This is a genomic window from Caballeronia calidae, assembly GCF_900044055.2.
In the GTDB taxonomy this organism is placed as follows: domain Bacteria; phylum Pseudomonadota; class Gammaproteobacteria; order Burkholderiales; family Burkholderiaceae; genus Caballeronia; species Caballeronia calidae.
On the sequence record NZ_FCOX02000377.1, the window covers coordinates 1 to 509 of the forward strand.

Annotated in this window: 1 protein-coding gene; it reads left to right on the forward strand. The window is 63.9% G+C overall.

Going from position 1 to position 509, the window contains the following annotated elements; all coding sequences use genetic code 11:
* A partial coding sequence (locus tag AWB78_RS43115; RefSeq protein ID WP_157697940.1) for an AMP-binding protein occupies positions 1 to 509 on the forward strand: 509 nt, incomplete at both ends.

The window sequence follows — 509 nt, forward strand, 5'->3', positions numbered from 1 at the left end:
GCCAAGTTCGATCTCACCCTCAGTCTGGCTCAGACTGCCCAGCACGGGCTCGCCGGCCGATTCAGCTACGCCACCGATTTGTTCGACGAAGCGACCATCGCCCGGCTGGGCGAACGCTTCGCGCGTTTGCTGGAGCAAGCCCTCGATCAGCCCGATGCACCGTTGCATGCGCTCGAATTCATGCTGCCTGAAGAGCACGCGCTGCTCGAACGCTGGAACGACACGGCTGCGGCTTATCCCGATGATGTGTGCATCCATCAGTTGTTCGAGCAGCAGGTCCGACGCACGCCCGATGCAACCGCACTCGTCTTCGAAGACGAGTCACTCACCTATGCGCAACTCAATGCGCGCGCCAACCGGCTTGCGCATCACCTGATCGGTCTGGGCGTGCGTCCCGAGACCCGTGTGGCGCTGTGCATGGCTCGCAGAGCGGAGCTGATCGTCGCGCTGCTGGCCATTCTCAAGGCGGGCGGCGCCTATGTGCCGCTCGATCCGGCCTATCCGGGCGA